20 protein-coding genes and 1 riboswitch are annotated in these 24,409 nt (G+C 56.2%); of the genes, 12 read left to right on the top strand and 8 right to left on the bottom strand.

All coding sequences use genetic code 11. The features are described from left to right. Positions 1 to 71 precede the first annotated feature (71 nt). Genes MTP41_RS00750 through MTP41_RS00740 form a run of 3 tightly spaced genes read left to right on the top strand, consistent with a single transcriptional unit; the run spans position 72 to position 3,297 of the window. Positions 72 to 1,532 carry a spore germination protein gene (locus MTP41_RS00750; protein WP_249235962.1) on the top strand — a complete coding sequence of 487 codons (1,461 nt, stop codon included), beginning with the start codon at positions 72 to 74 and terminating at the stop codon, positions 1,530 to 1,532. Beyond that, on the top strand, positions 1,529 to 2,329 hold the full coding sequence (locus tag MTP41_RS00745) for a hypothetical protein (RefSeq protein WP_249235961.1): 801 nt from the start codon (positions 1,529 to 1,531) through the stop codon (positions 2,327 to 2,329). Before MTP41_RS00750 ends, MTP41_RS00745 begins: the two co-directional genes overlap by 4 nt. Beyond that, positions 2,326 to 3,297: a hypothetical protein gene (locus tag MTP41_RS00740; protein ID WP_249235960.1), complete on the top strand. Its 972-nt coding sequence runs from the start codon at positions 2,326 to 2,328 to the stop codon at positions 3,295 to 3,297. Before MTP41_RS00745 ends, MTP41_RS00740 begins: the two co-directional genes overlap by 4 nt. Position 3,298: 1 nt before the next feature. On the opposite strand, the gene MTP41_RS00735 is transcribed toward MTP41_RS00740, so the two are convergent. Genes MTP41_RS00735 through MTP41_RS00725 form a run of 3 tightly spaced genes read right to left on the bottom strand, consistent with a single transcriptional unit; the run spans position 3,299 to position 7,118 of the window. After that, positions 3,299 to 4,648 (bottom strand): sensor histidine kinase, encoded by a 1,350-nt coding sequence (locus MTP41_RS00735; RefSeq protein ID WP_249235959.1) that lies wholly within the window; start codon positions 4,646 to 4,648, stop codon positions 3,299 to 3,301. Then, the gene (locus MTP41_RS00730) at positions 4,645 to 5,334 is read right to left on the bottom strand and encodes a response regulator transcription factor (protein WP_120119793.1); all 690 of its coding nucleotides are present in this window, start codon (positions 5,332 to 5,334) and stop codon (positions 4,645 to 4,647) included. The genes MTP41_RS00735 and MTP41_RS00730 overlap by 4 nt, the downstream gene beginning before the upstream one ends. Continuing rightward, complete coding sequence (locus tag MTP41_RS00725) at positions 5,331 to 7,118, bottom strand: Na/Pi cotransporter family protein (RefSeq protein WP_120020220.1); 1,788 nt, start codon at positions 7,116 to 7,118, stop codon at positions 5,331 to 5,333. Before MTP41_RS00725 ends, MTP41_RS00730 begins: the two co-directional genes overlap by 4 nt. Before the next feature lie 297 nt (positions 7,119 to 7,415). Between MTP41_RS00725 and hprK the strand changes: the two genes are divergently transcribed. From hprK to pta, 7 genes are all read left to right on the top strand, one after another. Continuing rightward, entirely contained in the window at positions 7,416 to 8,351 is a 936-nt protein-coding gene (gene hprK, locus MTP41_RS00720) for an HPr(Ser) kinase/phosphatase (RefSeq protein ID WP_005941969.1), read from the top strand. A gap of 28 nt (positions 8,352 to 8,379) precedes the next feature. Then, positions 8,380 to 9,276, top strand: a complete 897-nt coding sequence (gene murB, locus MTP41_RS00715; protein WP_097775627.1) for a UDP-N-acetylmuramate dehydrogenase — start codon at positions 8,380 to 8,382, stop codon at positions 9,274 to 9,276. 34 nt (positions 9,277 to 9,310) lie between these two features. Beyond that, positions 9,311 to 10,174, top strand: coding sequence for an RNase adapter RapZ (rapZ, locus tag MTP41_RS00710; RefSeq protein ID WP_005941973.1), 864 nt, complete (start codon positions 9,311 to 9,313; stop codon positions 10,172 to 10,174). Positions 10,175 to 10,190: 16 nt separating this feature from the next. Further along, complete coding sequence (gene whiA, locus MTP41_RS00705) at positions 10,191 to 11,120, top strand: DNA-binding protein WhiA (protein ID WP_005941975.1); 930 nt, start codon at positions 10,191 to 10,193, stop codon at positions 11,118 to 11,120. Beyond that, entirely contained in the window at positions 11,117 to 14,626 is a 3,510-nt protein-coding gene (locus tag MTP41_RS00700) for a DNA polymerase III subunit alpha (protein WP_249235958.1), read from the top strand. The genes whiA and MTP41_RS00700 overlap by 4 nt, the downstream gene beginning before the upstream one ends. 170 nt (positions 14,627 to 14,796) lie before the next feature. Further along, positions 14,797 to 15,771, top strand: coding sequence for a 6-phosphofructokinase (gene pfkA / locus MTP41_RS00695; protein WP_207698060.1), 975 nt, complete (start codon positions 14,797 to 14,799; stop codon positions 15,769 to 15,771). A gap of 382 nt (positions 15,772 to 16,153) precedes the next feature. Then, positions 16,154 to 17,179 carry a phosphate acetyltransferase gene (gene pta / locus MTP41_RS00690; protein WP_249235957.1) on the top strand — a complete coding sequence of 342 codons (1,026 nt, stop codon included), beginning with the start codon at positions 16,154 to 16,156 and terminating at the stop codon, positions 17,177 to 17,179. Positions 17,180 to 17,417: 238 nt separating this feature from the next. On the opposite strand, the gene MTP41_RS00685 is transcribed toward pta, so the two are convergent. Next, positions 17,418 to 18,500, bottom strand: a complete 1,083-nt coding sequence (locus MTP41_RS00685) for a mechanosensitive ion channel family protein (RefSeq protein ID WP_249235956.1) — start codon at positions 18,498 to 18,500, stop codon at positions 17,418 to 17,420. A 168-nt stretch (positions 18,501 to 18,668) separates the two neighbouring features. Next, positions 18,669 to 18,788, top strand: a riboswitch (FMN riboswitch). A gap of 150 nt (positions 18,789 to 18,938) precedes the next feature. Here MTP41_RS00685 and MTP41_RS00680 point away from each other — a divergent pair. Next, the gene (locus MTP41_RS00680) at positions 18,939 to 19,538 is read left to right on the top strand and encodes an ECF transporter S component (protein WP_005941988.1); all 600 of its coding nucleotides are present in this window, start codon (positions 18,939 to 18,941) and stop codon (positions 19,536 to 19,538) included. A 126-nt stretch (positions 19,539 to 19,664) separates the two neighbouring features. Here the strand turns inward: MTP41_RS00680 and MTP41_RS00675 are convergent, their stop codons facing one another. Then, entirely contained in the window at positions 19,665 to 21,083 is a 1,419-nt protein-coding gene (locus MTP41_RS00675) for an MATE family efflux transporter (protein ID WP_249235955.1), read from the bottom strand. Between the two features lie 171 nt (positions 21,084 to 21,254). Here MTP41_RS00675 and MTP41_RS00670 point away from each other — a divergent pair, with 171 nt between their 5' ends. After that, the gene (locus MTP41_RS00670; RefSeq protein WP_005941994.1) at positions 21,255 to 22,208 is read left to right on the top strand and encodes a phospho-N-acetylmuramoyl-pentapeptide-transferase; all 954 of its coding nucleotides are present in this window, start codon (positions 21,255 to 21,257) and stop codon (positions 22,206 to 22,208) included. Between the two features lie 107 nt (positions 22,209 to 22,315). Here MTP41_RS00670 and MTP41_RS00665 read toward each other — a convergent pair whose 3' ends face one another. From MTP41_RS00665 to MTP41_RS00655, 3 genes are read right to left on the bottom strand one after another with little or no spacing between them, the layout of a single operon-like run. Then, on the bottom strand, positions 22,316 to 23,170 hold the full coding sequence (locus MTP41_RS00665; RefSeq protein ID WP_097777763.1) for a bifunctional 5,10-methylenetetrahydrofolate dehydrogenase/5,10-methenyltetrahydrofolate cyclohydrolase: 855 nt from the start codon (positions 23,168 to 23,170) through the stop codon (positions 22,316 to 22,318). An 11-nt stretch (positions 23,171 to 23,181) separates the two neighbouring features. After that, positions 23,182 to 23,817, bottom strand: coding sequence for a cyclodeaminase/cyclohydrolase family protein (locus MTP41_RS00660; protein ID WP_097777764.1), 636 nt, complete (start codon positions 23,815 to 23,817; stop codon positions 23,182 to 23,184). Beyond that, a complete protein-coding gene (locus tag MTP41_RS00655; RefSeq protein WP_097777765.1) occupies positions 23,808 to 24,380 on the bottom strand; it encodes a 5-formyltetrahydrofolate cyclo-ligase in 573 nt (190 codons plus the stop codon). The genes MTP41_RS00660 and MTP41_RS00655 overlap by 10 nt, the downstream gene beginning before the upstream one ends. Between the last annotated feature and the right edge of the window lie 29 nt (positions 24,381 to 24,409).

Below are 24,409 nucleotides of genomic sequence, written 5' to 3'. Positions count from 1 at the left end.
GACCTCCTGTCGTTTCTGACGGAATGGATGCCGCTGCAGCCGGGCATACTGCTGTGCAAAGGAGTGGTTGGATGCGGCAGTTATCACAGAGCCTTGCGGCAAATCTTGCGGTGCTGGACAAAATGTTTGGCACCTCTGCGGATTATTATGCCAAGGAGATCACGATTTATCATTGCAGGGGAAGCATCCTGCTGTTTGACGGCATGGCAAGCCTGGATTCTTTGTGGGAGCTTTTACTGGATGCGGCCAGCCGTCAGGCACCGCCGCAGCAGGCAGGCCAGCGTTGCACCGGGCCGCAGGTCTTTGAGCTGATCCTGCACGGCTCAGCCTTTCCGGCAGAAAGTGAGCCGGTAACAGATCTGGCTGATCTGATCAAACGAATGACGGCAGGCATGGCGGTCTTACTGCTGGACGGCTGCGCAAAGGGCATTGCCTTCTCGGTGCAGGGACTGAAGTTCCGCTCGGTAGACGAGCCTTCCGGGGAGGGCAATCTGCGCGGCTCCCGCGAAGGCTTTGCCGACCTGCTGCGGGTCAATCTGAGCCTGCTGCGGCGGCTCATCCGTACCGAACATCTGGTGCAGGAGGTGGCGCAGGCCGATACCGAAATGCAAACGGAATACGCCATCTGCTACTGCAAAAACAGGGCAGACTCCGCCATGGTGATCCGTGTGCGCAAAGCGCTTGCCGCTGCAAAGCCGGAGCTTTTGCTGGATTCCAGTTACTTTGTGCCGTGGCTGCTGCCGGGCAGGGCGCGGCTGTTCACGCCGGTAAGCTACACCGAGCGGCCTGCCGTGGCGGCGGCAAAGATCTGTGAGGGCAAGATCGTGGTGCTGGTCAACGGAAGTCCCTCTGCCATGGTGCTTCCGGCTCTTTTCTGCGAAAATTTTGAGTGCTTGGACGATTATGCATCCACCGCCGTGTTTTCCTCTTTTCTGCGCATCCTCAAATATGTTTCGTTCTACCTCACAGTATTTCTGCCGGGTGTGTTCGTCTGTCTGGCGGTCTACCTGCCGGAGCTGATCCCACCGCAGCTTCTGTACAAGATCGAAGCGGCGGAGAAGGCCACACCGCTGCCGCTGTTTGCGGAAATGCTGCTGGTCATACTCATTTTGGAGGTCATCCGGGAAGCAGGACTGCGGATGCCGCAGTCGCTGGGGCATTCGGTCAGTCTGGTGTCCGCGTTGATCATCGGCGATGCTGCCATTGCCACCGGGCTTATGAGCACGCCGGTGATCTTTGTGGCAAGCATCACGGCCATCGCGGTGTTCGTCACGCCCTCTTTGTACGAGCCTGCTACGCTGCTGCGTCTGGGCGTGGTGCTGGCTGCAGGCCTTGCCGGGCCGGTGGGCCTTGCGGGAGCTTTTTTTGCAGTTCTGCTCAGTCTTTCCGGCACAGCCTGCCTGCAGGTGCCATATCTGGCGGCGCATCCGTTCCCGCAGCGGCCCATGGAAGAGGATGGCATCATCCGCCGCAACTACCGCCGCCTTTCAGCGCACGACTTTAATATCTGGCAGAAACGGGAGGAAAAATGATACAAAAACAGAAAGGCTTTTCTGCTCCCGTGCTGGCACTGAGCGTGTGGACAGCTGCGCTGGCAGAAGAAATGCAGACCGGTATCTCTCCGCGTGGGATGATCATTCATGGAGCGGTTCAGACTCTTTTGCTCACATGCATCAGTGGGGTGTTCTCTGCCTGTTGGCAGCGGGCAGCCATGCAGTGGGTCTGGCTGTTTTCCGCAGGAGCATGGTTTCTGGCAGAGTTGTTTGAAACCGTAATGCAGGCCCAGAACATCTGCCAGCAGGAGTTCCGCTCCATGGCGCTGATCGGCCTGCTGCCGCTTTTGCTCTGGGCAGGGTGGTGTATTCCGCCTTCCGGCTGGGATGCTCCGGCACGGGTGCTGTGGTGGTTCGTGCTGCTGGGTGGGCTGGTCTGTCTGACAGGGCTTGCCGGGCAGATGGACTGGGCGCACCTGCTGACGGCAGATGCTGTGCAACTGACCCGCTGGCCGCGTGTTCCGCTGTATGCGGAGTATTTGTTCTGGCCGCTTCTTGCAGGTTATGAAGAGCCGCGCAGCATGTCCTGGCTGCCATGGCTCACCTTTCTGGTACAGGCGGGTCTTACTGCCGGGATGTGCCTCGTATTTGGCGCAGCGGATTACCCGGCACAGGAGCTGCTGCGGGCATGGAGCGCAGATGTTTTCTCCCGCATGGATGCGCTGCTTTTGCTCATCTGGCTCACCTGCGCGATCTTCCGCACCGGCTTTCTCTGCGCGGCAGTGCGTACCGTGTGGCAGCGCGCGGTGCAGTGCGGGAAAGGAGCGGTAAAATGAAGCAGAAGAAACTGCGCGCTCTCAGTGCGGTGCTTTTGATCGGGTGGTGCCTGATTTTTCTGCGCTGCGAGACCACCGAAAAAAGCATGGTGCGTGCGCTGTATCTTGCTCAGAAGGAACAGTCCATCACCGTAGGGCTGCTGTATCAGGCTCCGGAAGCCGCCGCCGATGCATCCGAGGCTTCTGGTGCTGTGCAGCTGCAGTTGGCGCAGGCGGACACGCTGGCAAAAGCGCTGGCGGCGGCTCAAAAGCAACTGCCGCAAAAGGCGGATTACCGCCTGTGCGATTATCTGCTGATCGATCAGGATGCATCGGCAGAGCTGCTTGCAGCGTATGAGCGTACGGTGCTGGAAAACAGGCAGGGCAGGGTATCGGCAAAAGTTTCTGTGCTGGAAATGGACGATGGATTTTTGGAGGAACTTCCAGCAGAAAAGCAGGAATTTCCGAACAAACTGCTTGAGCAGCTCAAGCAGTGCGCAGACCAGATGCCGAGGCTTTACCAGTATCAGGACGGAATGCTTCTGCCGCAGCTGCGGGCAGAGAAACAGGAAGTGGCACTTGCAGATACAAGCATCCTCTGGCGAGTGGAAAACAGCATTGAGCTGGAGGCCCGGCAGGCGGAAACAGCGCGGCTTTTGCTGGAAATGGGCGGCGTGCATACGTTCTGGCTGGAAGGTGAGCCGGTAACGGTCCGCCGATGCAGCGTGTCTGTCACCCTGCAGGAAGAAACTGCCAGTCTGCGGCTGGACTGTCAGCGCAGCTATGATACGCCGCAGCCCAGCGCCGCACAGTGCGAACAGCTGGCAGAACTGTGCACGCAGACGGTGCAGTCTTTCTGGCAGCAGGGCATCGACCTTGTGCATCTGCAGCAGCGCAGTGCATTGCAGAACGGTGTGGGCAGAGAAAAGATCACAATAAAAAACGCCTGCCCGCAATTGCAGGCAGACGTGAAATTTTTACCGATGTGATTCAGTTGGCAGTGGGGAAGGTGACAGTAATGGTAGTGCCCACATCCACCTGACTTTCCAGTTTGATGCGTGCGTTGTGGATGCGCGCGATATGCTTGACGATGGCAAGGCCCAGACCGGTACCGCCGGTAGCCTTGCTGCGGCTCTTATCCACACGATAGAAGCGCTCAAACACGCTGGACTGTGCTTCTTTCGGGATGCCGATGCCGTTATCGGCCACAGTCAGGGTGCAGTGTCCGTCGCGGCTGCAGGCTGTGGTGATCTGTACCTTACCGCCGGGACGATTATAACGGATCGCATTATCGCACAGGTTCTGGCATAGCTCGTCCAGCAGGGCACGGTTGCCGTGCACAAGAGCACTTTCGCCCAGACAGTTCAGCGAGATGTAAGCCCGGCGGGCATTCAGCTTCTGGCGCTCTACGCAGTCCTTGGCAACGGTAAGCAGATCCACTGTCTCCATCTCCGGCTCAGAACCGGCTTCGCTGGCGTTGTCCAGACTGGAAAGCTGCAGGATATCGTTCACCAGCTGGATCATACGGCTGGCCTCCACATGGATCTTCTGGGCAAAGCCCGGCACATCCTCAGGCTTTGCAATGCCGGTCTCGATCAGCTCCGCATAGCCGGAAATACTGGTCAGCGGGGTTTTCAGCTCATGACTGACATTGGCAGTAAACTCCTGCCGCATCTTTTCATTGTTCTCACGGAGGATGCGGTCAGAGTGGATGCTTTCGGCAAAGGGGACAAGCTCCTTATAGGGAACATTGTCCTGAATATGATCCAGATCTTCGGTCATGCTCAGCACAGGGGAGACCAATGCACGGGTGAGCAGAGCTGCCAGCACAGCGGCGGCCAGCATGAGTGCAACGCAGCTCAGCACGATGGCAGGCAGGGTCGAATCATAAATAGACCAGACCGTTTCTGCATCCTGTGCCATGCGCAAAATTTCGCCGTTGGGCAGCAATATGGCATAGTAATAGGTCTCGTAGCCCATGGTCTGGGAGTCGCGGATGTCCCGGCCCACACCTTCGGTCATGGCCTGACGGATCTCCGGGCGGGAGAGATGGTTCTCCATGGGCTGATCGGTAGCAGATTCAAACAGCACGCTGCCGTCCTGCGAGATCAGGGTGATGCGCAGATCATTGGTAACGAAGGACGAAAGCTGCTGCGGGTCCTGCACCAGATCATAACCGGCGCTTACCAGATCGGCTTCCCGCTCAAGGCTGGTCCATGCCTGAGCCGTGAATGCCTTGTGAAAAACAAAGATGCAAAGCGCCGCCGTGAACAGCAGACCAAGGAAGCCCATCAGGAACAGGCGGTAGCTGATCTTTTCTTCCATGCTGCGCAGCTTCATTCTTCACCGGCCTCCTCTTCATCGGTCAGCTTGTAACCCACCTTGCGCACAGTGCAGATGTATTTGCCGGCATCCCCCAGCTTTTTGCGCAGGGTGCGGATATGCATATCCACAGTGCGGCTCTCCACCGAAATGTCGGTGCCCCACACCACCTGCAGAATGGTCTCGCGTGTCACCACCAGATTGGTGTTCTCCAGCAGCAAACGCAGCAGGCTGTACTCCTTGTAGGTCAGCTCCACCGGCGTTCCGCTCACAGTCACGTTGTGACGGGCATTGTCCAGCAGGATCTCGTGAAAGCTGAGTACGTTGGGACGTGCTTCCGGAGCCGAGCGGCGCAAGGCGGCGCGCACCCGGCTCAAAAATTCCATGATGCCAAAAGGCTTTGAGATGTAATCATCGGCACCGCAGTCCAGCCCGCGCACGGTGTCCAGCTCACTGGATTTTGCAGTCACCATGATGACGGGCAGCCTGCGCAGGGAAGGGGTGTTGCGCAGCTTTTTCAGGATGGAAAAACCGTCCTCACCGGGCAGCATCACGTCTAAGATCACCAGTTCCGGCTCTGCAGCGTGCATGGCCTGCCAGAACAGCTCAGAGCTTTCAAAGCTGGTCACTTCGTATCCGCTGGACTGCAGGGCATACTGTTCCAGCTCCCGGATGGCGGCATCGTCTTCAACAATATAGATCATTTGTCAAAATCCTCCGCAGATTGATTTTCAGGGAAGAGATAGCGTTCACGGTAACGGTCAAGACGGCGATGGAATTCCTCACTTTCCTTGGTGTCATTGCCGTGACGCAGCTCGTTGAGGTATGCGTGGGTATCAAAGCTGTCCTGTGCAACCTCGATCTGTGCAACGGCTACGTTGCTGCAGTGGTCGCACACACGCTCATAGTTGGTCAGCAGGTCGTCCAGCACAAAGCCATATTCAATGGAGCAGCTGCCGGCCTGCAGGCGGGCAATGTGGTGGGCCTTGATGGCACGTACCAGCTCGTTGACCACGGCTTCCAGCGGTTCCACCTTGCTGGCAAGATGCAGATCACCCTTGCGGAAAGCATCAGTGGTGCGGTTCAGAATATCCTGCACCGCATCCTCCAGCACCTGCAGCTCGTCGCGGGCATCCTGCGAGAACTGGATTTCTTTGGTGTGCATCTCTTCGGCAGATTCCATCAGGTTTACGGAATGGTCGCTGATGCGCTCAAAATCGCTGATGGTGTGCAGCAGAGTATTTACGCTCTGGCTGTCGGCATGGTTCAGCTCACGGCTGGAAAGCTTGACAAGGTAGGTGCCGAGAGCGTCCTCGTAACGGTCTACCTGCGTCTCTTCCTCGCGGACTTTCTGCGCAAGGGTGTCGTTCCACTCATGAGTCAGGCTCATGGCCTGCATCACGCCCACACGGGCAAGCTCTGCCATTTCAGCAGTTGCAGAGCGTGCACGCTCCACGGCCACGGCAGGGGTGTTCAGCAGGCGGTCATCCAGCAGCGCAAAGCTTTCCTTTTCCGGCGAATCCGGAATGGTGAGGATAGCAAGCTTTTCCAGCAGGTTTGCAAAGGGCAGCAGCACCAGCGTTGCCACGATATTGAACACCGAGTGCACCACAGCGATGCCCCATGCCTCGATGGTGGTGTTCACAAAAGCAAAGTGGCAGACCGTATTCAGGCCGTAAAAGCCGACAAGGAAGATGGTCACACCGATGATGTTGAAGTACAGATGGACCATGGCAGCACGGCGTGCATTCTTGTTGGCACCCACAGAGGAGATCAACGCGGTAACGCAGGTGCCGATGTTCTGACCCATGATAATGGGAATGGCACTGCCGTAGGTGATCACGCCGGTGGCGCTCAGCGCCTGCAGAATACCCACGCTGGCGCTGGAGCTCTGGATGATGCCGGTAACAAGGGCACCCACCAGAACGCCCAGAAGGGGGTTGGAAAAGCGGGTGAACAGGCTGGTGAACCATGCCTCGTTCTGCAGGGGCAGGACGGCGTTAGACATGGTGGTCATGCCAGTCATCAGCACGGCAAAGCCGATGAGGATGGTGCCCACGCCTTTTTTCTTCTCACTCTTACACATATACAGCAAAATGCCGATAAATGCAAGCAAAGGACTGAAAGAAGTGGGTTTGAGCAGATTGATGAGGAGGCTGTCGCCCTGCAGGCCGGAAAGGCTCAGGATCCAGCTGGTGACAGTGGTGCCCACATTGCTGCCCATGATCACGCCGATGGCCTGATGCAGCTCCATGATGCCGCTGTTGACAAAGCCGACCACCATGACCGTGGTAGCGCTGGAACTCTGGATCACAGCGGTGACGCACAGGCCAAGGAAAAAGCCTTTAAGGGGGTTGTCAGTCAGCTTGCTCAGGATCTTCTGCAGCTGGCCGCCGGCCTGCTTTTCCAGTGCTTTGCCCATGATGTCCATGCCGAACAGGAACAGGGCAAGACCTCCAAGCAGGGAAAAGACATTGAAGATGGTCATAAAGATTTCCTCACTTTGGTTTGACGTGTTTTTGATGTGTTTCTCCTGATTTTGAGTATACAGATGCAATGTAAAATCCAAAATCGAGGGAATGTAAAATCCGTGTAAAGGTAAGAAAAATGTAAAAAATCAGTACATGGCTGCGCTGCTGCGTGCATTCTTGCCGGGCTGCGAAAAAGCCGCCCGCACAATATTGTTTTTTACCGATCGTTCTATTATAATAATAAGAAGGAATCCTGCACGGTACCTGACAGCAGGCAGGGCTGTGCAGCAAAAGGGAGCACAGGAGGAACAAGAATGGGCACATTCAATGTCTCGCTCAAAACGCTGACCGACCGTGTCAGCATGGAAGTTGTCTATACGCCGAAGGAACTGGATCAGATCTGTGTGGAGATCGCCGAAGTGAACCGCCCGGGTCTGTTTCTGGCGGGCTATTACGATTATTTTGATAAGCTGCGTCTGCAGATCATGGGTCTGGCCGAGATGAACTTTCTGTCCGGCCTTTCACCGGAAAAACGCTACGAAGCGCTGGATCAGCTGTTCCGTCAGCAGCCGCCGGCTGTTATCGTCTGCCGCAGCGAGGAATTGACTCCCTTCCCGGAGATGCAGGAGCTGGCCCAGAAGCATGGTGTTGCACTGCTGCGCTCCAACGAGACCACCTGCACTCTGATGGGCAGCCTGATCAGTGTGCTGAATCTGGAACTGGCACCGCGTATCACCCGCCATGGTGTGCTGGTGGAAGTGTACGGCGAAGGCATCCTGATCCTGGGCGACAGCGGCATTGGCAAAAGCGAGCTTGCCATCGAGCTGGTCAAGCGCGGCCACCGCCTTGTGGCAGATGATGCGGTGGAGCTGCGCAAGGTGTCCAACCGCCAGATCATGGGTACTGCCCCGGAGAATATCCGCCACTTCATTGAGCTGCGCGGCATTGGCATCGTCAATGTGGCCCGTGTGTACGGCGTGGGCGCGGTCAAGCTGAGCGAAAGCCTTGACCTTGTGGTTCAGCTGGAAGCATGGGACCCCACTAAGAACTACCAGCGCACCGGTCTGGAAAACGAATACTACGACATTCTGGGCGTCAGCATTCCCAGCACCAGCATTCCGGTCTCACCGGGCCGCAATCTGGCTGTCGTGCTGGAAACTGCAGCCATCAACAACCGCCAGAAGAAGATGGGTTACAACGCAGCGCGTGAACTGCTGATCCGTCTGGGTCTGGACGATAAAATGGATTGATCCCACACCGCAAAAGGAGCAAGTTATCATGGAACGATTCAAGCAGAAACTGCAGGCAGCAGCGATCCCGTTCAGGGAGAATGAACCGCTTGCGGCACACTGTACCTTTAAAATCGGAGGCCCGGCACAGCTGTTTGTCATGCCGGAAAACGAGCAGCAGCTCTGCAGTGCAGTTGCGCTTTGTAAAGAGCAGGCTGTCCGCTATTACCTGCTGGGCAACGGCAGCAACATCCTGTTTGCGGACGAAGGCTTTTCCGGCGTGGTGATCGATGTTTCGGCACTGGACGCAGAGATCGCGGTGGAAGATACAGTCCTGACCGCAGGCGCAGGTGTCCGCCTTGCGGCACTGTGTAAGGCGGCACTGAAGCATGGCCTGTCCGGGCTGGAATTTGCCTACGGCATCCCCGGCACGGTGGGTGGTGCAGTGTATATGAATGCGGGTGCCTACGGCGGCGAGATGAAGGACGTGCTCACCACAGTGCGGTATCTTGCGGCAGAAGGCGAGGTCAGAGAAGTGCCTGCCGCAGAGCTGGATCTCCGCTATCGCCACAGCATTTTTGAAGAGAACAGCGGCTGCATCCTCTCGGCACAGTTCCATCTGCAGCCCGGAAACGCAGCGGACATCCGTGCAAAAATGGATGAATTGATGGCCAAGCGTGTGGACAAGCAGCCGCTGGATAAGCCCAGCGCCGGCAGCACCTTCAAGCGCCCGGCGGGTGCTTTTGCGGCTGCGCTGATCGACCAGTGCGGCCTGCGCGGCTATCGCCACGGCGGCGCAGCCGTCAGCGATAAGCACTGCGGCTTTGTGGTAAACCTTGGCGGCGCTACCTGTGCTGATGTACTGGCACTCTGTGACGAGGTGCGCGCCATCGTAAAGGAAAAGACGGGCTACGACCTTGAAAAAGAGATCCGGGTCGTCCGATAACGGAAAAAGCAAAAAAGGAGCGGTAGATCAGATTATGGAGCTGTTGATCGTCAGCGGACTTTCCGGTGCAGGCAAGTCGGTGGCTATGAATGCGCTGGAAGATATCGGTTTTTTCTGTATAGATAATGTTCCGGCCGGACTGCTGCCCAGCATCACTGCATTCTCGGAAGCGGGCGACAGCCAGCTGGAGCGGGTGGCTCTTTCCATGGATGTGCGCGGCTGCCGCACCAGCGAAGAAATCGAACGTGCGCTCGACAAGCTGGATGAGCAGGGTGTGGATTATAAAATTCTATTTCTGGATGCCCCGGACGATGTACTCATGCGCCGCTACAGCGAGACCCGCCGCCGCCACCCCATCAGCATTGCCGAGGGCATTTCCACCCGGGAGGCCTTTGCAAAGGAACGCAAAATATTGAAGCCTTTGCAGGAGCGTGCAGATTACGTCATCAATACCGCCCTGCTTTCTACAGCACAAAACAAAGAACGCATCTGCGATCTTTTTGCAAAAAATGGCGGAGCCAAGGGCGCTATGCGCCTGACCGTGATGTCCTTTGGATTCAAATTCGGCATCCCGCCGGAGGCAGACCTTGTGCTGGATGTGCGCTGCCTGCCCAACCCCTTCTACGTGCCGGAACTCAAGCATAAGACCGGCCTTGATCAGGATGTGGTGGATTTTGTCATGAGCCACCCGGAAGCGCAGGAACTGCTCAAGCGGTATGAGAACTTTTTGCAGTATGCACTGCCGCTGTACGTCAAGGAGGGCAAAAGCCAGCTGACCATTGCGGTGGGATGTACCGGCGGCAAGCACCGTTCCATTACATTTGCGCGTAAGATCGCGGAGTATTGCACGCAACTCGGCTACGAGCCGGGCGTGCAGCACCGCGATGCCAAACGCTGACAGAATTCGAGGAAGTATGAGTAGTTTTGCATCCCGCGCGCGGGAGGAGATCGCGCAGCGCAGCATCCAGAAGGATTGCTGTGTGCGTGCGGCAGCTTATGGCATTGCGTGCTTTGCCAAATATTTTGATGCAAAGGGTCTGGTGGTGCAGACCGAGCAGCAGGAGACGGTGCAGGCTGCCCAGCAGCTGTTCGCACGCTGCGGCGTGCAGGGCGAGATCCTGCACAAGCAGCGGCCCAGCGGCGTGCTGTATGAATTCAACATCCGCGCACCGGAGCAGGTGGCCCGGGTGCACGAGCTGTTCGGCACCACGGGCAGCGAGACCAGCCTGCAGATCGATCCCCGCCTTATCCGCTGTCAGACCTGCGTCAGTGCATACATTGGCGCAGCTTTTTTGTGCAGTGGAACGGTCATTGATCCGCAGAAAGAATATAATCTGGAGTTCCTTACCTCCCGCACCAATCTGGCACGGGACTTTGAAGCGCTGCTGGCAGAGCATGAGTTTGCACCGCACCGCACCCGCCGCAACGGCGTGAACCTGATCTACGTCAAGACCGGGGCCAATGTGGAACGGCTGCTCAGCTTTATGGGCGCTGGAAACGCTGCAGAGGAAATGCATGCGCAAAAAGCCTTCAAACAGGTGCGCAACCAGACCAACCGACAGACCAACTGTGATACGGCAAACCTTGGCAAAACGGCCCGTGCCAATGCGCAGACGCTGAAGGCCATCCGCTTTCTGGAAGAGCAGGATGCCCTTAGCACTCTGCCGGAGGTATTGCAGGAGGCCGCTGCCAAGCGGATGCAGTACCCAGATCTTTCGCTCACAGCGCTGTGCGGCTGCTTTGAGCCACCCGTGAGCAAATCCGGCCTGTCGCACCGGATGAAGAAGCTGGAGGCATTGGCCGAAAATCTGCGGCAGAATCTGGAACAGGAGGCAAAAGCATGAGCGAAGCATTACCCAATACCCGGCCTTTTGTCCATCTGCACATCCACACAGAGTACAGCCTGCTGGATGGTGCCTGCCGCATTGACCAGCTGATGGATCGCGTAAAAGAGTGCGGACAGACCGCCATTGCCTGCACCGACCACGGCGTGATGTACGGCTGCGTGCAGTTTTATAAGGCTGCAAAAAAGGCTGGCATCAAGCCCATCATCGGCTGTGAGGTGTATGTGGCCACCCGCACCCGCTTTGACAAGGTAAATAAGATCGACGGCAACAACCACCTGATCCTGCTGTGCAAAAATGAGACCGGCTACAAAAACCTGATCAAAATGGTGTCGGCCGCCTTTGTGGAGGGCTTTTATTCCAAGCCCCGCATTGATAAGGAACTGCTGGAAAAATATCACGAAGGTCTGATCTGCCTGTCGGCCTGTTTGGCAGGCGAAGTTCCACAGGCTATTCTGGCGGGCGATTATGAGCGCGCCAAAGCAGCAGCGCTGTGGTATCGAGACCTCTTCGGCGAGGGAAACTATTATATCGAGCTTCAGGACCATGGTCTGGAAGAGGATAATACTGTGCTGCCGCAGCTCATCAAGCTTGCACGGGAGACCGGAATTCCCATGGCAGCCACCAACGACTCCCACTATCTGCGCAAGGAGGATGCCAAAATGCAGGGCATCCTGCTCTGCATCCAGACCGGCAAGACCATTCAGGATGCGGATAAAATGGAGTTCCAGACCGACGAGTTCTATGTCAAAACGACAGACGAAATGTACGAGCTGTTCTCCATGGTGCCGGAAGCCTGCGAGAATACCGCCAAAATTGCCGAACAGTGTAACTTTGATTTTGATTTTGGACACACTAAAATTCCATATTACAAAGCGCCGAACGGTATGGATAATCAGGCGTTTTTTGAAAAGCTCTGCTGGGAAGGTCTGGAGCGCCGCTACGGCCCCAATGTTCCGCAGGCCAACAAAGACCGTCTGGAATACGAGATCGGCGTGGTCAAAAAGATGGGCTACACGAACTACTATCTTATCGTGTGGGACTACGTGAACTACGCCAAGAGTCAGGGTATTCCGGTAGGCCCGGGCCGTGGCTCCGGCGCAGGCAGCATTGCGGCTTACAGCGTGGGCATCACGGATATCGACCCTATCCGTTATAACCTGATCTTTGAGCGCTTCCTGAACCCGGAGCGCGTCAGTATGCCAGATTTTGATGTGGACTTCTGCTACGAGCGCCGTCAGGAAGTGATCGATTACGTCAACCGGAAATATGGTGCCGACCATGTGGCTCAGATCGTCACTTTTGGCACCATGGCCGCCCGCAACGCCATCCGCGATGTGGGCCGCGTGATGGGCATTCCGTATCAGCAGGTAGATGTTGTGGCAAAACAGGTGCCCATGGAGCTGAAAATGACGCTGAAGCGTGCGTTGGAGGTATCGCCGGAACTTAAGCGGATGTACGATACCGACCCGCAGGTCACAGAGCTGATCGACACGGCCTTGAAGGTGGAGGGCATGCCCCGCCATGCTTCCACCCATGCGGCGGGTGTCGTCATTACCCCGGAGCCTACGGACTACTATCTGCCGTTGGCCACCAACGACGGCCTGCCTGTGACCCAGTTCAACATGACCGAGATCGAAGAACTTGGCCTTTTGAAGATGGACTTTCTGGGCCTGCGCACGCTGTCCGTCATTCATGACGCGGAAACTGCTGTGCAGAAGCACCACCCGGAGTTCTCCATCCAGAAGCTGGATTACGACGACCCGGACACCTACAGGATGCTGGGGCAGGGAGACACCGAGGGTGTGTTCCAGCTGGAATCTTCCGGCATGAAGCAGGTGCTTGTGGGCCTGCAGCCGCAGAACCTAGAAGACATTATCGCTCTGATCAGCCTGTACCGGCCCGGCCCCATGGATTCGATCCCCACCTACCTGCGCAACCGCCACGAGCCAGACAAAATCAGCTATAAGACCCCACAGCTGGCTCACATTCTGGATGTGACCAATGGCTGCATCGTCTATCAGGAGCAGGTCATGCAGATCTTCCGGGAGCTGGCAGGTTTTTCTTTTGGTCAGGCAGACAATGTCCGCCGTGCCATGAGCAAAAAGAAACATGCCGTCATGGAGGCCGAGCGGGAGCACTTTGTGTACGGCTGCACCGATCCCGGCAACGAATGCCCCGGCTGTGTGGCAAACGGCATCTCTGAGAAAGTGGCCAATGAGATCTACGATGAAATGTCCAGTTTCGCTTCATATGCGTTCAATAAGAGCCATGCGGCCTGCTATGCCTATGTGGCATTCCAGACGGCCTACCTCAAGTGCCATTATCCCAGTGAGTTCATGGCGGCTTTGCTGACCAGTGTGCTGGATAACACGGATAAGGTCATTGAATATTCCGGCGAGTGTGCCCGCCTTGGCATCAAGGTGCTGCCGCCGGATGTGAATGTTTCCAACGGCGGCTTCACGGCGGATGGAAGCGGTCAGATCCGCTTTGGCCTGAATGCAGTCAAAAATGTGGGCCGCAACCTGATCGAGAATGTGGTGAAGGGGCGGCAGAATAAACCTTACACCGGCCTGTACGATTTCTGCAAGCGGATGCATGGCAATGAACTGAACCGTCGGGCAGTGGAGTGCCTCATCAAGGCCGGCGCATTCGATCATCTGGGCAACAACCGCCACAGCCATGTGGAGGCCGTAGAGGGCATTCTGAAGAGCATTGAGACCGACTCTCGGCGCAATCTGGATGGACAGCTGGATCTGTTCTCGGTGATGAGCGGGGAAGCACAGAGCGGTGCTTCCGAGGATAACTATGAAATAAAGCAGCTGCCGGAATACAGCCATAAGGAACTGCTCCAGCAGGAAAAGGAAGTCAGCGGCCTGTATCTGTCCGGTCATCCGCTGGATGCTTACCGGGAACAATCGGCACGCATTGCATCCCACACCATCAAGGATCTTACAGGGGAAGATGCCCATGTGAAGGATGGAGAAAAAGTGCGCATTGTGTGCGCGGTGGTAAAAAGCCGCATGATGACCACAAAGTCCAACAGCATGATGGCTTTTACCAGCGTAGAAGACCTGACCGGCACCATGGAAGTGATCGTATTCCCAAAGGTGTTGGATGCTTTCCGGGATTCACTGCACGAAAATGCAGTCGTCGTGATCGATGGCAGACTGTCGGTACGGGAGGATGAAGCTTCCAAGCTGCTGGCAGAGAGCATCGTCCCGATCGAAAATTACGATCCGGCCCGACTGGATAACGGCAGGCCGGACCCGATGAAAACGGCAGCAAAGAAGCTGTATATCCGTGTGCCTTCCCGCAGCAGCAGGGAATATGCAAAGGTGGTCAATCTGCTTGGCATTTTTGATGGGGACATGCCGGTGCTCCTGTATCTGACCGATACCAAGCAGTATCTGCGTGTGCCGCGCCATCTGTACGCATCCGGCCATCCGTTGCTGTTCAAAGAGCTGGAAAGGCTGGTCGGAACGGACAACATTGCAACAAAATGACATTTCCGTGCACGAATCTTAACGCAAATCCGGCGGGATGGCTGTTTCCAAAATAAGGCGTTTGTGTTATAATGATTCAAGGCAAGTGAAGTGCTTTGGACAGCGTTAAAATGGAGAGCGCTGTGATACCATTGGGTAAATGAAGAAACAAATTGGAGGGAAACTCTCGTATGGAAAAGCAGATCAAAACGATTGGCGTATTGACGAGCGGTGGTGATGCTCCTGGCATGAACGCTGCCGTGCGCGCCGTAGTCCGTACCGGCCTGCATAAGGGTTACCGCATGATCGGCATTCAGCGTGGCTACAATGGCCTGCTGAACGGCGAATGCTTTGAGATGAACCTGCGCAGTGTGTCGAACATCATCTCTGCAGGCGGTACCATTCTGTATACCGCCCGCTGTCTGGAATTCAAGACCAAGGAAGGTCAGGACAAGGGTGCAGAGAAGTGCCGCGAACTGGGCATTGATGCGCTGGTGGTCATTGGCGGCGACGGTTCTTACCGCGGCGCTCGTGAGCTGGCCCACCGCGGCATTCCGATGATCGGTCTGCCCGGCACGATTGACAACGATATTTCCTGCACCGATTACACCATTGGCTACGATACCGCCATGAATACCGCGCTGGAGATGATCGACAAGCTGCGCGATACCACCCAGAGCCACGACCGCTGCAGTGTGGTCGAGGTCATGGGCCGCAACGCCGGTTATATTGCTCTGAATGTTGCAATTGCTTCCGGCGCTATGGCTGTTCTACTGCCGGAGAAGGAATTTGACATGCAGCGTGATATTCTGGATAAGATCGCTGAGACTCAGAAGACCGGCAAGCGTCACTTCATTATTATCGTTGCCGAGGGTGTTGGCCATGCACAGGAAATCGCAAACGAGATTCAGGCACGCACCGGCATCGACTCCCGCGCCACCATTCTGGGCCATGTCCAGCGCGGTGGTTCTCCCACTCTGCGTGACCGTGTGAACGCTTCTGCAATGGGCTACCATGCCGTGTGCCTGCTGGAGCAGGGCAAGTATAACCGCATCGTCGGCATGAAGGGCGAAAAGCTGGTGGATTACCCTGTGGATGAAGCTCTTGAAATGACTAAGACGCTTGACCCGGTGCTGCTGGACGTGGCAAACACCATTTCTATCTGATATTTATAAAGCCAATACTATGGAGCTGTTCTCTCGAAGAATCGGGAGAATGGCTCTTTTTTGCGTTTTAACGTAAAAAATACATGAACTGACTGGAACTTTCTGCATTTTTAAAAAAGAAAAATCGTGAATGAAAAGTGCATAGCTTAAAATTGAAATTTGTGGAAGGTGGTTTACGGGAAATTGTGGAGGAATACGCAGGGCGTGTTTTACTACTTTGGCAGGAAAATAACGATGATGTGTGAGGCAAAAATTGTAGCACAAAAAGCCAATTTTGTCTTGAACTTTTTGCCGTATGTGCTAGAATAAAAGAGAAAGGCATCCTTGTGTCCAACAGATATCTGGATGTGAATATTGGAAAGTAAATTCGGAGGTAATCACAATGGCTGATATGTTTGCACCGCTGGTAGCACAGCTGAAGGCAAATCCCAAGACGATCGTTTTCACCGAGGGCAATGATCCCCGCATTCTGGAGGCCGCTGCAAAGCTGCTGGCCGAGGGCGTGCTGAAGGTCGTCATGGTGGGCAACGAGGCTGAGTGCAAGGCTGCTGCTGCCGCCGGTAACTTTGATATTTCCGCTGCCGAAATCATCGACCCCGAGAACTATGCCGGTTTCGATGAGATGGTCAACACCATGGTGGAGCTGCGCAAGGGCAAGCAGACCGCTGAGGAGTGCACCGCTCTGCTGAAGAAGTCCAACTACTTCGGCACCATGCTGGTGAAGATGGGCAAGGCTGATTGCCTGCTGGGCGGCGCTACTTACTCCACTGCCGACACCATTCGTCCCGCTCTGCAGCTGGTCAAGACCAAGAAGGGCGCACATCTGGTCAGCTCCTGCTTCATTCTGGACCGTGACTGCGGTGAAGAGGGCCTGAAGCGCATTGCCATGGGCGACTGCGCTGTTAACATCGACTATACCGATACCATTGATAAGGCTACCGGCGAGGTCAAGATCGCCGCTTCTGCAAAGCTTGCTGAGGTTGCTATTGAGACCGCTAAGACCGCAAAGTTGTTCGGCATCGATCCGAAGGTTGCTGTGCTGAGCTTCTCCACCAAGGGCTCCGGCAAGGGCGGCACCGTTGCTTTGAGCCATGACGCTGTGATCAGGGCTCAGGAAATGGATCCCGAGTTGGCTGTGGACGGTGAGCTGCAGTTTGACGCTGCCGTTGCTCCCGAAGTTGCACAGGTCAAGTGCAAGGGCAGCAAGGTGGCTGGTCAGGCCAACACCTTCATCTTCCCCTGCATCGAGGCCGGCAACATCGGCTATAAGATTGCTCAGCGTCTGGGTGGTTATGCAGCTTACGGCCCCATCCTGCAGGGTCTGAACGCTCCCATCAACGATCTGTCCCGTGGTTGCAACGCCGACGAGGTCTACAAGATGAGCCTGATCACTGCCTGCCAGTCTTGAGCTGACTGATTGAAAATAGCCGCCGCATTCACCGTACAAAACGGGCAGAATGTTGAGGCCTCAAAGGCAGATTTCAAAAAATGAGTATAGAAAAGCTGAGCATCTGTGAAAAAGCAGGTGCTCAGCTTTTTGCATTTTCAGTTCCGAAAAATTCTACTCTTTTTGAGGGAAAAAGATGAGATTTTTGCTTTCCGCTTTTCGTTGGCGCTATTTTGCAACAGCCCCTTTACAGGTTTGCTCAGTTCTTTTCGATATACACGCTGGTGGAGGGGAACGCAAAATCCACACCGTCGGCCTGCATGATGTCCATAATGTTCAGGTTCAGGTCGTTCTGCATCTGCAAAAATTCCGCGTAGGCGTTAGTCAGCAGGTAGGCGGAGACCAGAATGTTGATGCTGGAATCGCCAAAGTTTGCAAGCTGTACGATGTTGGTACCCTTGTTGGTGTAAGGGCTTGCGTCCAGCATGGTCTGCAAGTCTTTCATCAGCTGTTCCAGCTTCGGGCGGGTGGTGCCATAGGTGACACCCAGATTGAACTTGTAGGGCCGCATGGTGCGCAGGGCGGCGTTCTGCACGGTGGAAGAGCAGATCTTACTGTTCGTCACCACATTGATGGTTTTATCCAGCGAGCGGATGCGGGTGGAACGGAAGTTGATGTCGATCACTTCGCCTTCCACATCGCCCACAGTGATCCAGTCGCCCACCGAGAAGGGCTTGTCCAGCAGAATCACGATGCCGGAAAACAGGTTGCTGGCGCTTTCCTGTGCGGCCAGCGAGATGGTCAGACCAACCAGACCGGCACCGGCGACAATGCTGCCGATGGGAAAGCCCACTTCTTGTGCCAACGCTGCCACGCACAGCACGATCACCAGCACCTTGTAGGCGGTGTCCAGCAAAGAGCAGAGTGTTTTGTTGGAGCGGATCTCCGGGCTGCAGGAAGCCAGCAGCAGGTCGGCCAGATCCGATGCCGCATACAGGCCTTCGCAGACCAGCAGGGTCATGACAAGGCGGAAGCAGACCAACAGCAGCTTGGCAATGCCGGGAATGGCCCAGGGCAGGGAAGCTGCCGCCAGATATACGCCAACCGCAGTGCACATGCGCTGGATGGGTACCGCAAAGCTGCGCAGCAGGATGGGAGTGCCGTTAAAGTGCCACTTGCGGGACAGCAGTGCCGGAATGCCCCTTTTGCTCAGCCAGCGGCGTACCAGCCATGCGGCAAGCAGAATGAGCAGTGCGCACCCTGCGCGCGCAGCCAGTGCAAACCAGCCCTCCAGCAGTACAGAGCCAAGCTCAAACGAAAGATCACGAATAGAAAAGATCATGATAACCTCCTGAATTTTATACGACCCATCTATGATACCATACCGCACCCACCCGGGCAAGAGCTTACAGAGAAGGGCGCTTGAAAGAATTACTTTGACATTTTTTGCACAAATTTTAAGATGCCCTCTTGACAAGCTGGGCCTGCCACGCTATACTTTGTGCCAGAAAGTTCGTTTCAGGGCGGGGTGAGATTCCCCACTGGCGGTAAAGTCCGCGACCACCCGCAAGGGTGCTGACCCGGTGCAACTCCGGGACCAACGGTATAGTCCGGATGCAAGAAACGGCAGGCAAATCGTTGTCTACGCGCCCTGTTGCAGTGTTTTTGTTGCAGCAGGGTGCTTTTCTATTTGTCCTTCCCGTTCCAAAAAACAAGATACGAAAAGAGCTTTCGGAACAATTTTTGCAAGGGGCATCTTACCCCGGGAAGGATCATTACCATGAAAAAAAGCACGACTCACAATCTTACTGTTGCCGCCATGCTCAGCGCGGTGGCCTTTATCCTGATGTTCATTGAGTTTCCCATTCCGATGCTCATTCCGTCCTTCGTCAAGATGGACTTTTCTGACCTGCCGGCTCTGCTGGGTGCCTTTGCTCTCGGCCCGGTGTACGGTGTGGTCATCAGCTTTATGAAGAACCTGCTGCACATCGTTATCAAGGGCACTTCCACTGCATGCGTGGGTGAGCTGTGCAACTTCATGCTGGGTGCGGTTTTCTCCGCTGTGGCAGGCGTTATCTATAAGCACCACAAGAGCCGCAAGACCGCCATCATTGGTGCTATTGCAGGCGCTGCAGCCATGGCTGTGTTCAGCGTACCGTCCAACTACTTCATCACCTATCCGGCCTATGTGCAGTTCTACCACATGCCGCTGGAAGCCATCCTCGGCATGTATCAGGCCATCCTGCCTTCTGCAGACAGCCTCATCAAGTGCCTTGTCATCTTCAATATGCCCTTCACGCTGGTCAAAGGCCTGCTGGATGCAGTGCTGTGCATGCTGATCTACAAGCCGCTGTCTCCCATCCTGCACGGCAGAAAGTAACTTGTTCTCCATTTTTTCTTCTTCTCAAATCGTATAACCACAGCAAAACTCCCCGGTCAGGTCCCGCAGTGCGGTTCCCGGCCGGGGAGCTGTTATTTAGAGGAAAATATATCCGCCAGCGGTCGATCAGGCTAATGCCCCTTTGTCCAGCCATCTGCCGCGTACCAGCCGCACAAGGAACAGCACACCGCGCATGGTCAGCTCAAAGCTCATGGCCATCCATACGCCCACCAGCCCAAAATGCGGAGCCAGCAGGGAAGCCAGCGTGAGCCGGATGCCCCACATGCTGACAAGGTTCAGCACAAAGCATCCCGTGCTGTCTCCGGCACCCTGCATGGCACCGCTGGCAACGATACTGGCACCGAACATCGGTTCGGCCAGTGCTTCAATGCGCAGCACCTGTGCGCCCAGCGCAATAACTGCCGCATCTGCGGTGAAAATACCCATCAGGTTTGGCGCAAAAATGTACATGCCAACACCGGTCAGCGCCATGATGCCTATGCCCATGCCGGTGCACAGCCAGGCAAAGTTTTTTGCCATATCCCGACGGTTTGCGCCCACGGCCTGCCCCACCAGTGCAAGGGATGCATCCTGAATGCCATAGCCTGCCATGTAGCACAGGCTTTCGGCGCTCACACCCAGACTGTTGGCAGCAATGGCGGTGGTGCCAAGGCCGGATACGATGCGGATGAGCAGCACCTGCGCCGAGGAAAGAACTGCACGCTCTGCGGCCAGCGGTGCGCCTACCTTCCACAGGTTCTGCAGGCAGGCTTTGGTAATGTGCCAGGAGCCGGGCTTGCGGATGCACAGCGGTCCGTCCCGCAGCAGCAGGATGGCAAGGGTCAGCACACCGCTGATAGCGGTAGCAAGGGCGGTGCCCAGTGCTGCGCCCGGTACCCCCCAGCCAAGGCCCCAGACGGTCATTGTGCGGCCAAACACCACCATCTCACGGGTGGGATTGATGAGGCAGAAGTTAAAGATCACATCCAGCACGCAGGTCAGCACGCTGATAAGGCCCGGTGTCAGGGCATCGCCGGAGGAACGCAGCATGGAGGAATAGGTTCCCATGATCATCAAAAAGGGCAGGGAAGCCGACCAGATGGCAAAGTAGGCCGAAGCATCCGCCTGCAGGGAAGAATCAGCACCCAGCCATCCGGGCAGAAAGCGGCTGATGCCAATGCCGAAGGCCGCAGCTGCAAGGCCCACCACAAGGTTGAAGATCATAGATTGGCGCAATACACCGCGTGCATCGTCCTGCCGGTCTGCACCCAGATACTGTGCCACCTGAATGGCAAAGGACATATATAGACCGGCCAGCATTCCATGCATGAGCCACGTGCTGGAACTGACGATGCCAATGGATGCCGTAGCAGATGCACCGATATGCCCCACCATGGCTGCGTCGATGTACTCCACCGCAGTTACCACGATCTGCTGCAGGATGGATGGGATGCTCAGTGTGAGCACCACCTGCATGGTGTGCCGCAGCGGCACCTGTTCGCCCCGGCGCATCTGCGCCGAAAGCTGCTCAAGAGAGATGGACATGAGTTCTCCTTTTATAGAAACAATAACTTTTTCGACAGACTGATATACTATTATAAGTGCGGTGCTGCAGAAAGTCAATCAAACGTGGATTTTTCTCCGGGAATGATTGATTTTTTATGGATAGCGTGATACACTTCTCTCACAAACATAAAAGAAAGAGGAACTTTGAATATGATCGAATCACTGCTTTCGGTCGTAGGACAGCGCGGTGTCGATGCTCTGGCATTCCTGCTGGCGTTTGCCCTTACGGCTTTGATGGACTCCGTTTTTCACGATAAGCTTCCGCACGACCATGGCCGCGAGTTTGCGGTGAACGGTGCGCTTTCCAAGGGTAAGGCCCGTGGTTCCGGCCTGATCTTCGTGCTGTGCATCGCACTGGTATCGCTGGCATTCCTGCCGTTCAAGGTGGAATACGTCATCTACACCATCCTGCTCATTGCATCCATGCTGTCCGGCTACTTTGACGATGCTGCTGAAACTGCATGGAACGAGTATAAAAAGGGTATCATTGATTTTGCCATTGCCATTGTTGCAGGTGTGACCTACCTCAACTTCAACGGCTGCGGTGTGAATTTCCTGCAGTGGAGTTTCACTCTGCCGTATGCTGTGTACCTGCTGCTGATCGTTATTCTGATCTGGACCAGCATCAATGTGGTCAACTGCACCGACGGCGTGGACGGCCTTTCGGCAAGTGTTGCAGTGGTGACCATCGGCACCTACCTGCTGGCCTATAAAACAGAGCTGGCCGAGTACGGCACCGCAGGCGTTGTGTTCATGGGTGCGCTGCTGGCCTATCTGTGGTCCAACGCAAAGCCGTCCAGCCTGCTGATGGGCGATGCCGGCAGCCGCGCAATGGGCTTCTTTATCGCAATGCTGTCCCTTAAGTGCGGCCATCCGTTTGCCTTCCTGCTGGCAGCCATCGTGTTCATCGTGGATGGCAGTCTGGGCATCCTGAAGATCAGCCTGAAGCGCTTTTTGCACATTTCCATCCTCAAGAACACCCGCACCCCTTTGCACGACCATGCCCGCAAGAATAAGGGCTGGAGCGACGAGCAGGTGGTGGCCCGCTGGCTGATCATGCAGTGTGTGGCTTCGGCTTTGCTGCTGCTCATTGTCCGCGGCTAAAATATAGCAATCAAAAAAGACGCTTGGTCTTGTCTGAATATGTTTTCCCGGCAGGGAAGCATACAGCAGTGTATCAAGCGTCTTTTATTTTATAGTTCTATCATTCGTTACAGCCCGGCCTTTTTTGCTGCAGCCTGCACGACATGGCCCACCAGCACCGAGGTGGTCACAGTGCCCACACCGCCGGGTACCGGCGTGATGGCATCCACTACCGGCTCTGCTTCGCTGAACTTTACGTCACCACACAGCTTGCCCTTTTCGTTCACATGGATGCCCACGTCTACCACGGTCTGGCCCTCACGCAGGCAGTCGGTGCCCACGGCACCCATCTTGCCCATGGCCACTACTACCACATCTGCTTCCTTGCAGATGGCGGGCAGGTTCTGCGTGCGGGAATTGCAGATGGTCACGGTGGCATTCTCGCGGTCCAGCATCATGGCTGCGGGCTTGCCTACCACAAGGCTGCGGCCCACTACGACAGCGCGCCTGCCGGAAAGCGGAATGTTGTAATACTTCAGGATTTCAAGGCAGGCCTGCGCGGTGCAGGGAGCATAGCCGAGATCGGTATTCGTGAACACACCGGCCAGAGAATCGTCCGTGATGCCGTCAATGTCCTTTTCCGGAGCCAGCGCCGCACGCACAGTGCGGTCATTGAACTGCTTGGGCAGCGGACGGAACAGCAGGCATCCGTGGATGGTATCCTCTGCGTTCACCTCGGCAATCACCTTCAGCAGATCGTCCTGCGAAGCATCGGCGGGCAGAAGAAACTGCTTTACCTCCACACCCACCTTGCCACAGCGGGCGATCACGCCGCGCTCGTAGGAGAGGTCGTCCTCCCGCTCACCCACACGCACCACGGCCAGCGTGGGAGTGATGCCTTTTGCCTTGAGCTGCTCACACAGCGCCGCATTGCGTTCGTTCATAGCGGCTACAACGGGTGCGCCCTTCAAAATCGTTGCCATAATACTTTCCCTCACTTATTTCGCAATTTGTTCATCACGGATGCAAAAACAGCGTCTGCCCGCAACACAAATTCATCCAGCAGTTTGTCTGTTTTTGCGTCCAACGCAGCAGCGCGCTCACGGTCTGCCATCAGCTTTGTGTTGATGAACACATTCAGGCTTGCGGCCTGCAAGGCTGCCTTGCACAGGGCGGCTGCACAGCCTGCGTCCGAGACGGCCATCACGCTGCCCTTGGCGGCGTATTCTTCCACCAGAGCAATGCCCTCGGCGCACTTTTCCATGATCTCAAGTGGCACGGCACAGGCGGCATCCAGCGCCTTTTCCAGCACGGCGGCTTTGTGTGCAGCCTGCTCTGGTGTGTCCTTGGGCAGGCCGTAGGCCGCAGCCAGCGGCGCAAAGGCATCGGCATCGGCCTGCACCAGCGCTTCCAGCTCTTTGCGCAGGGCATCGGCTTTTGTGTTCAGGGCCTGAATGTCTGCTTCCACGGCGGCATATTTCTTTTTGCCGGTGGTCAGGTTGCCCACCATATTGCCCAGCGCTACACCGGCAGCACCCACCAGCGCTGCCGTTCCGCCGCCGCCCGGCGTGGGGGCTTTGCTGGCCAGCTCTGCGAGAAATTTCTCACAGCTCAGCTTAGTCATTTCCATTTGTAAATACCCCTCTCTGTTACATAGGCATCCAGCCGCTGGTCGTGCTCGTCTACGGCAGCATGTTCCACCCGCTGTGCCTCAAATGCAATGCCGATCTTCACCGCGTTTTTGCAGCGGGGAAGATACCGGTCGTAATAACCCTTGCCCATGCCGACCCGGAAGCAGTCTGCATCAAAAGCCGTGCAGGGTACAAGGACCAGATCCAGCGCTTCCGGCAGCAGAATCTCCGACCGGCTCAGGATGGGGGTGCGGATGCCGTACTGCCCCATCTCCCAGCCGTCCGGGCCGGGCACAGCGGCTGTAAGGGAATACGCCTCGCCGCACACCGGATAGGCCAGTGTTTTGCCCTGAGCTGCTGCTTCGGCGGCAAAGGCAGCAAGGTCGGCTTCAAAGCCAAACGCTGCGTACAGCAGGATGGTCTGCGCATTCTGCACGGCAGCCAGCTGCCAGAGGGATGCGCACAAAGCGGCATTTGCAGCCTTGCGTTCTTCCGGGCCGAGAGCCTTGCGTGCGGCACGGCCCGCTTTGCGCTGGGTCTGCTTTGCTTCGCTGACCGTCACCAGAGAACACCTCGCTTCATCTGAAGGTT

This window comes from Faecalibacterium sp. I4-3-84, assembly GCF_023347255.1.
In the GTDB taxonomy this organism is placed as follows: domain Bacteria; phylum Bacillota; class Clostridia; order Oscillospirales; family Ruminococcaceae; genus Faecalibacterium; species Faecalibacterium taiwanense.
This window is presented reverse-complemented; position numbering and strand designations above follow the sequence as displayed.

Coding starts and splice junctions, on each gene's coding strand:
- MTP41_RS00750 (WP_249235962.1), top strand. CDS start 72: ATGCGGCAGTTATCACAGAGCCTTGCGGCAAATCTTGCGGTGCTGGAC.
- MTP41_RS00745 (WP_249235961.1), top strand. CDS start 1,529: ATGATACAAAAACAGAAAGGCTTTTCTGCTCCCGTGCTGGCACTGAGC.
- MTP41_RS00740 (WP_249235960.1), top strand. CDS start 2,326: ATGAAGCAGAAGAAACTGCGCGCTCTCAGTGCGGTGCTTTTGATCGGG.
- MTP41_RS00735 (WP_249235959.1), bottom strand. CDS start 4,648: ATGAAGCTGCGCAGCATGGAAGAAAAGATCAGCTACCGCCTGTTCCTG.
- MTP41_RS00730 (WP_120119793.1), bottom strand. CDS start 5,334: ATGATCTATATTGTTGAAGACGATGCCGCCATCCGGGAGCTGGAACAG.
- MTP41_RS00725 (WP_120020220.1), bottom strand. CDS start 7,118: ATGACCATCTTCAATGTCTTTTCCCTGCTTGGAGGTCTTGCCCTGTTC.
- hprK (WP_005941969.1), top strand. CDS start 7,416: ATGGGCACATTCAATGTCTCGCTCAAAACGCTGACCGACCGTGTCAGC.
- murB (WP_097775627.1), top strand. CDS start 8,380: ATGGAACGATTCAAGCAGAAACTGCAGGCAGCAGCGATCCCGTTCAGG.
- rapZ (WP_005941973.1), top strand. CDS start 9,311: ATGGAGCTGTTGATCGTCAGCGGACTTTCCGGTGCAGGCAAGTCGGTG.
- whiA (WP_005941975.1), top strand. CDS start 10,191: ATGAGTAGTTTTGCATCCCGCGCGCGGGAGGAGATCGCGCAGCGCAGC.
- MTP41_RS00700 (WP_249235958.1), top strand. CDS start 11,117: ATGAGCGAAGCATTACCCAATACCCGGCCTTTTGTCCATCTGCACATC.
- pfkA (WP_207698060.1), top strand. CDS start 14,797: ATGGAAAAGCAGATCAAAACGATTGGCGTATTGACGAGCGGTGGTGAT.
- pta (WP_249235957.1), top strand. CDS start 16,154: ATGGCTGATATGTTTGCACCGCTGGTAGCACAGCTGAAGGCAAATCCC.
- MTP41_RS00685 (WP_249235956.1), bottom strand. CDS start 18,500: ATGATCTTTTCTATTCGTGATCTTTCGTTTGAGCTTGGCTCTGTACTG.
- MTP41_RS00680 (WP_005941988.1), top strand. CDS start 18,939: ATGAAAAAAAGCACGACTCACAATCTTACTGTTGCCGCCATGCTCAGC.
- MTP41_RS00675 (WP_249235955.1), bottom strand. CDS start 21,083: ATGTCCATCTCTCTTGAGCAGCTTTCGGCGCAGATGCGCCGGGGCGAA.
- MTP41_RS00670 (WP_005941994.1), top strand. CDS start 21,255: ATGATCGAATCACTGCTTTCGGTCGTAGGACAGCGCGGTGTCGATGCT.
- MTP41_RS00665 (WP_097777763.1), bottom strand. CDS start 23,170: ATGGCAACGATTTTGAAGGGCGCACCCGTTGTAGCCGCTATGAACGAA.
- MTP41_RS00660 (WP_097777764.1), bottom strand. CDS start 23,817: ATGGAAATGACTAAGCTGAGCTGTGAGAAATTTCTCGCAGAGCTGGCC.